Origin of the sequence: Candidatus Magnetobacterium casense (assembly GCF_019173545.1) — a bacterium.
GTDB lineage: Bacteria > Nitrospirota > Thermodesulfovibrionia > Thermodesulfovibrionales > Magnetobacteriaceae > Magnetobacterium > Magnetobacterium cryptolimnobacter.
The window spans coordinates 1-5,376 of sequence record NZ_JABXWD010000239.1 but is presented as its reverse complement, the minus strand read 5'-3'; the positions used below and the strand labels follow the sequence as shown (position 1 = coordinate 5,376).

Genomic DNA, 5,376 nt, shown 5'->3' with positions numbered 1-5,376 from the left:
AGACAGGGCGCTTAAAGAAAAAACCCAGTAGCAAAAGGTCATACAGGAGACGACAAGAATGAGAAGAACTGACTTAGCACTAATGAAAGCGCTGATAATGGCGTCATCGGTATGGGCGGTCAGCACGTGGGACGGCATGACGTGGGATGCGGGCTATTGGGACGTTTCACCGACACCAACACCAACGCCCACCCCGACACCCACGCCTACTCCAACGCCAACGGTTACAGCTACCCCCACTCCTACGCCCACAGCTACCCCTACGCCAACTCCTACGCCTACTGCAACCGCAACGCCGACACCAACTCCGTCGGTAACACCAACGCCGACTCCAACAGCGACGGCAACTCCCACACCTACGCCAACAGCAACTCCAACACCCACCCCGACGCTTACACCGACACCCACGCCATCCCCCACGCCGGTAACGCTGACGGTAGAGATCAAAGGAACCGGCGGCACGGTAACGGCAGCGCCCGGAACTCTCACCTGGAGTACGGATGGCAAAACTGGTACGGCCTCGTATGCCCTCAACACGGACGTCACGATCACGGCTAACCCGGATGCGGGGCTAAAGGCAATCTGGACGGGATGCGACGACAACATGGGCAACACAAAGTGCCTGGTCAGGATGACCACGGACAAGACCGTCAGCGTGGAGTTTGCAGCTTCCAGGAAGCCCCGCTACGACTTCGACGGAGACGGCAACAGCGATGCCCTGTGGCGTAACACCACAACGGGCGATGTCTTCATCTGGCTGGTAAACAAGTTCAGCATCACCGGCGGCGATTACGTCGTCAAGGGGATCTCCGCCGACTGGGACATCAAGGGGATCGGTGATTTCAACGGCGACGGCAAGGCTGACATCATCTGGCAACACAAGGACAAGGGCGACGTCTACATGTACATCATGGACGGGACGCATATCTCTACCCACGGCTATGCCCTCAAGGGGTTGCCCAAGGAGTGGGAGTTCAGGGCACTGGGCGACTTCGATGGTGACGGCAAGACGGACATCCTCTGGCAGAACGCCGAAACCGGCGACGTGGCCGTGTGGCTGATGGACGGCAAGGACATCAAGAGCGGCAACTTTATCGTCCGGGGGATGAGGCCGGAGTGGACAATCAGGGCCGTGGCCGACCTCAACGGCGACAAGAAGGCCGACATCACCTGGCAAAACACCAACACCGGCGACGTCTTTGTCTGGCTGATGGACGGGACAACCATATCAAAGGGCGACTACGCCTCCCTGGGCATCCCGGACAACTGGCAGCTCAAGGCGATTGCCGACTTTGACGGCGACGGCAAGGCCGACATCATCTGGCAGAACACCACAACCGGAGACATCTACCTCTGGTTGATGGACGGGGCCGGAATTGTTGGTGGCGGATTCGTGATACGTGGGATGCCCGCTCTCTGGCAGTTGCTTACGGTGGCGGACTACAACGGCGACGGCAAGGCCGACGTGCTCTGGCAGAACACCGTCAATGGCGACGTCTACGCGTGGTTTATGGACGGCTCAAAGATATCCGACAAGGGCTACGTCGTAAACGGTATGCCCCCGGAATGGCAGGCTAAGTAAAGCAGATTTCGATTGGATTAAATACAGAAAACGTGGCATTTTTTACGGGGTCAGGGGACTTCTTTGTGGCTGGGGCGCATTGAGCCGGGGGGCGCTGCCCCCTCCTGGAGCGACAAAGAAGCGGAGCCGCCCCTTTCTTGTATTGTACGCAATCGAACCGCGCTATAAAGAAGGAAAGGGGAGAAAGAAACAAGGAGGTCTACACCCCCCTCCTTGACCTCCCCCGCATTTGAGACATCAAATATGATTTAGAATCTCTTTGTGTATTGCAGTTGCCTGAAAGAGAGTTTAAACTCGGTTCCGCCTTTTGTGTTCATTTCGATTTTACCTTTGAGTTGATACTCTGCCAGTATCTTTACCAGCTTTAATCCCAGCGACGACGACTTGCTTATGTCAAAGCCATCAGGGATGCCCTTGCCGTTATCCCTGACGATTAATTCGTATGCCTTTTCATTGGCTGTTGGACCGACCTCTTTGAGTGATATGTGAAGCTCACCCGATGTCATTTCGGTAAAGGCGTGTTTGAGGGCGTTTGTCACAAGTTCGTTTATGATCAGGCAGCACGGTACGGCCGTGTCCATTGCTATATATACGTCATTGATATCCATGTTCAGTGCAACCCTGGATGGCTCAACGCAGTATGAATTAAGTATATCGGTTACGAGTTCCCTGGTGTAATCGGCAAAGTTTACTTCAGAGAGATTGTCGCTCTGGTATAGCATCTTATGTACGAGTGACATGGACCGTATCCTGTTTTTCATGTCCTGACACATGCTTATAGTTTTTTTATCGCCGATCTCTTCAATGTGTAGGTCTATGAGGCTTGAGATGATCTCCATATTGTTTTTGACCCTGTGATGAATCTCTCGCAGCAAGAGGGTTTTTTCCTGAAGTGATGCCTGGATTTTTTCTTCGTAGAGCTTTCTCTGGGTGATGTCCTTGAATATGTGGATTGAGCCTTTAAACTTGCCATCTTTAGTAAAGATGGGAGAAGCGGTTATCTCAAAATGGGCATTAAGTGCCGGATAAAAAATCTCTTTCATGCACGCCCCCCTGCCATCATAGGTCTTGAGGTGAAGACACTGTGAGATATCGTCGTCGATGCAATTGAAGAGATCATAGCATGGATTGATGCCGGAGGCATCCGGTTTAAATCCGAAGGTATCGGTGAAGGCCCTGTTTGCCTTAATGATATTATAGTTTTCGTCATGAATGGAAAGACAATCACTTACACAGTTAAATGTGATTTCCCATTCGTTGACACTATTTTCGAGTTCCCTGACGTATATATCTATTTTCGCCTGCATGGTTTGTTTTTCTATTGCCTTGTCAATTGCGATCTTAAGTTCGTCGTATTCTATGGGCTTCTGGATGTAGCCAAAGGCGCCCTCTTTCATTGCCTCGATAGCCGTATCAACGCCTCCGTGGCCGGTTATGAAGATGACCTCGGTGGCTGTCTTTTTCTTTTTCACCTGTTTTAAAACCTCTATGCCATCCATTTTGGGCATTTTTATATCGGCAACTATAACGTCAGGGACTTCACGTTCAAATACCTCCAGCCCCTCGATACCATTTTCAGCCGAATAAGCCTCAAAGTCATCAAGCACAAGGAGGTTCTTCAGTCTCTCTCTGATGATAATCTCGTCGTCTATTACTAATATCTTTGTCATAAAGAAATTATCCTCCAGTTTTATGCTGATCTTGTCGTATTTTGATTCATGCGCTTATTATAGCTCTCTTTGTATCACTTGTCAATGTTTATCAAAATAAGGTATCTTCTTTATATTCGTTACTGTAAATATTTCTGTGATGGTAGAAGATTAAGCATTATGGGGTCAAGGGGACTGGTCCCCTTGCGGGGGGTTCTGAAGGGGGGCGGAGCCGCCCCTTTCTTTCTTTTTTGAAACATGCTATATATGTCATCACAGGATTTTTTTACAGCAAGACGCAAGACTTTTTTACTTGCAAACAGAGATATGTTTATGGTATACTGTACATAGTTAAGCCGAAGTGGTGGAACTGGTAGACACGCACGTTTGAGGGGCGTGTGGGGAAACTCATAGGGGTTCGAGTCCCCTCTTCGGCATTAGCTCAAATCCTCTGCCCTCTGCTCCATTTAGAGAGGCCAACGTGAGCGACTGACATGAGAATGCTATTTAGAATAATCTCGGCTATAACCCTTGTGGTTGCAATGACACTGCCTGCTATGGCGACAACTTCAGAGTCATCGCAGCAGGTGCGGATCGGTGTGCTGGCTCACAAGGGCCAGGAAATCTGTAAAAGTAGCTGGCAACCTACGATGGATTACCTGTCCTCTCATATAAGCGGCTACTCTTTTACCCTCATCCCTATGACGTTTGACGAAATAGACACCCTCGTCAGAACCGCTTCGGTGGAGTTTATCATCGTCAACCCCTCCATTTACATAGAGATGGAGGTAAAGTACTATGTAAGCAGAATTGCAACTATGGAAAATCTGTCTTTTTCCGGCAAGGGCCATACGGTCTTTGGCGGGGTCATATTCACGAGGGCCGACCGCTCCGATATCAACCGCATAAAGGACCTCCGCGGCAAAAAATTCATGGGCGTGGACAAGACCTCCCTTGGCGGCTGGCACATGGCCTGGGGCGAACTCAAAAAACACGGCATTGCCCCGAAGGACTTTGCCTCACTTGAGTTTCTCAACAACCACCGCGACGTCGTCTATGCCGTCAAAAAGGGCGTGGTGGACGCCGCAACCGTCAGAACGGATACGCTTGAGAGAATGGCAGCAAAACAGGAGATAGACATCAGGGAATTCAAGGTCATCCCATATAAGGGCACCGGACCGGGGTATAAAAACTTCCCGTTCCTGTTAAGCACGCCCCTGTATCCTGAGTGGCCAATAGCAAAGGTCAGACACACCCCGGATACACTGGCAAAGCTGGTGGCATCTGCCCTCCTGGAACTGCCCAAAAACAGTCCCGCTGCCAAAGCAGCCAAAATCGAAGGCTGGACAATACCCCTTAACTACGAATCCGTAGACAACCTCCTCAAGGAACTCCGGATCAGCCCTTATGAGGACTATGGCAAGGTCACATGGCGCGATATACTGCACCAACATTGGAAGACAATTGCCGGCATTGCGATATTCATTATTCTTGTGGTCTTTTTTTCGCTCTATATCTTCCGCTTAAACATCAGATTAAACGCAACGCAGCTGGACCTGAACCGTGAACTCATCGAAAGAAAAAAGGCCGAAGAAAAACTCGCAGATAGCTATGAACAACTTGAGGACGCAAACAACCAAATCATGGACAGCATCCACTATGCAAGTAACATCCAGAGATCCATCATGCCACACCTCAATGGTCTGAGCGCCCACATGGACGATTACTTTGTCATATGGCGTCCGCGCGACATCATCGGTGGTGACATCTACTGCTTCAACGGTCAACACAACAACTTCATGCTGGCCATAATCGACTGTACCGGACATGGCGTCCCCGGGGCCATCATGACAATGCTGGCCGGCTCTACGTTAAGCCGGGTGGTCAACGAACTGGGCTATACGGACCCCTCAGCCATCTTAAACAACATGAACAAACTGGTCAGGGAAATGTTAAGCGGTGAGGGCGGTGGGGGACTGCATGACAACGGCCTTGATATCGGCATATGCTACGTGGATAAACAGGCCATGAGCATGACCTTTGCCGGGGCAAAGATATCCCTCTTCTGCGTAAGCCGGGCAACCGTAAAGGAGATCAGGGGCGACCGCCACAGCATCGGATATCAGACCTCAGACCCCGACTACG

3 protein-coding genes and 1 tRNA gene are annotated in these 5,376 nt (G+C 50.7%); 3 read left to right on the top strand and 1 reads right to left on the bottom strand.

From position 1 onward, the window contains the following. Window positions 1-58: 58 nt before the first annotated feature. The gene (locus tag HWQ67_RS12160) at window positions 59-1,582 is read left to right on the top strand and encodes an FG-GAP repeat domain-containing protein (protein ID WP_218252958.1); all 1,524 of its coding nucleotides are present in this window, start codon (window positions 59-61) and stop codon (window positions 1,580-1,582) included. 248 nt (window positions 1,583-1,830) lie between these two features. Here the strand turns inward: HWQ67_RS12160 and HWQ67_RS12155 are convergent, their stop codons facing one another. Next, on the bottom strand, window positions 1,831-3,252 hold the full coding sequence (locus HWQ67_RS12155) for a response regulator (RefSeq protein WP_218252957.1): 1,422 nt from the start codon (window positions 3,250-3,252) through the stop codon (window positions 1,831-1,833). A gap of 334 nt (window positions 3,253-3,586) precedes the next feature. On the opposite strand from HWQ67_RS12155, the gene HWQ67_RS12150 reads away from it, so the two are divergent. Further along, window positions 3,587-3,668, top strand: a tRNA-Leu gene (locus HWQ67_RS12150). A gap of 57 nt (window positions 3,669-3,725) precedes the next feature. Beyond that, window positions 3,726-5,376: PhnD/SsuA/transferrin family substrate-binding protein (locus HWQ67_RS12145; RefSeq protein ID WP_218252956.1), on the top strand; the 1,651-nt coding region annotated here is incomplete at its 3' end.

Bases quoted from the DNA above. Each gene is read 5' to 3' on its own strand.
- HWQ67_RS12160 (WP_218252958.1), top strand. From the start codon at position 59: ATGAGAAGAACTGACTTAGCACTAATGAAAGCGCTGATAATGGCGTCA.
- HWQ67_RS12155 (WP_218252957.1), bottom strand. From the start codon at position 3,252: ATGACAAAGATATTAGTAATAGACGACGAGATTATCATCAGAGAGAGA.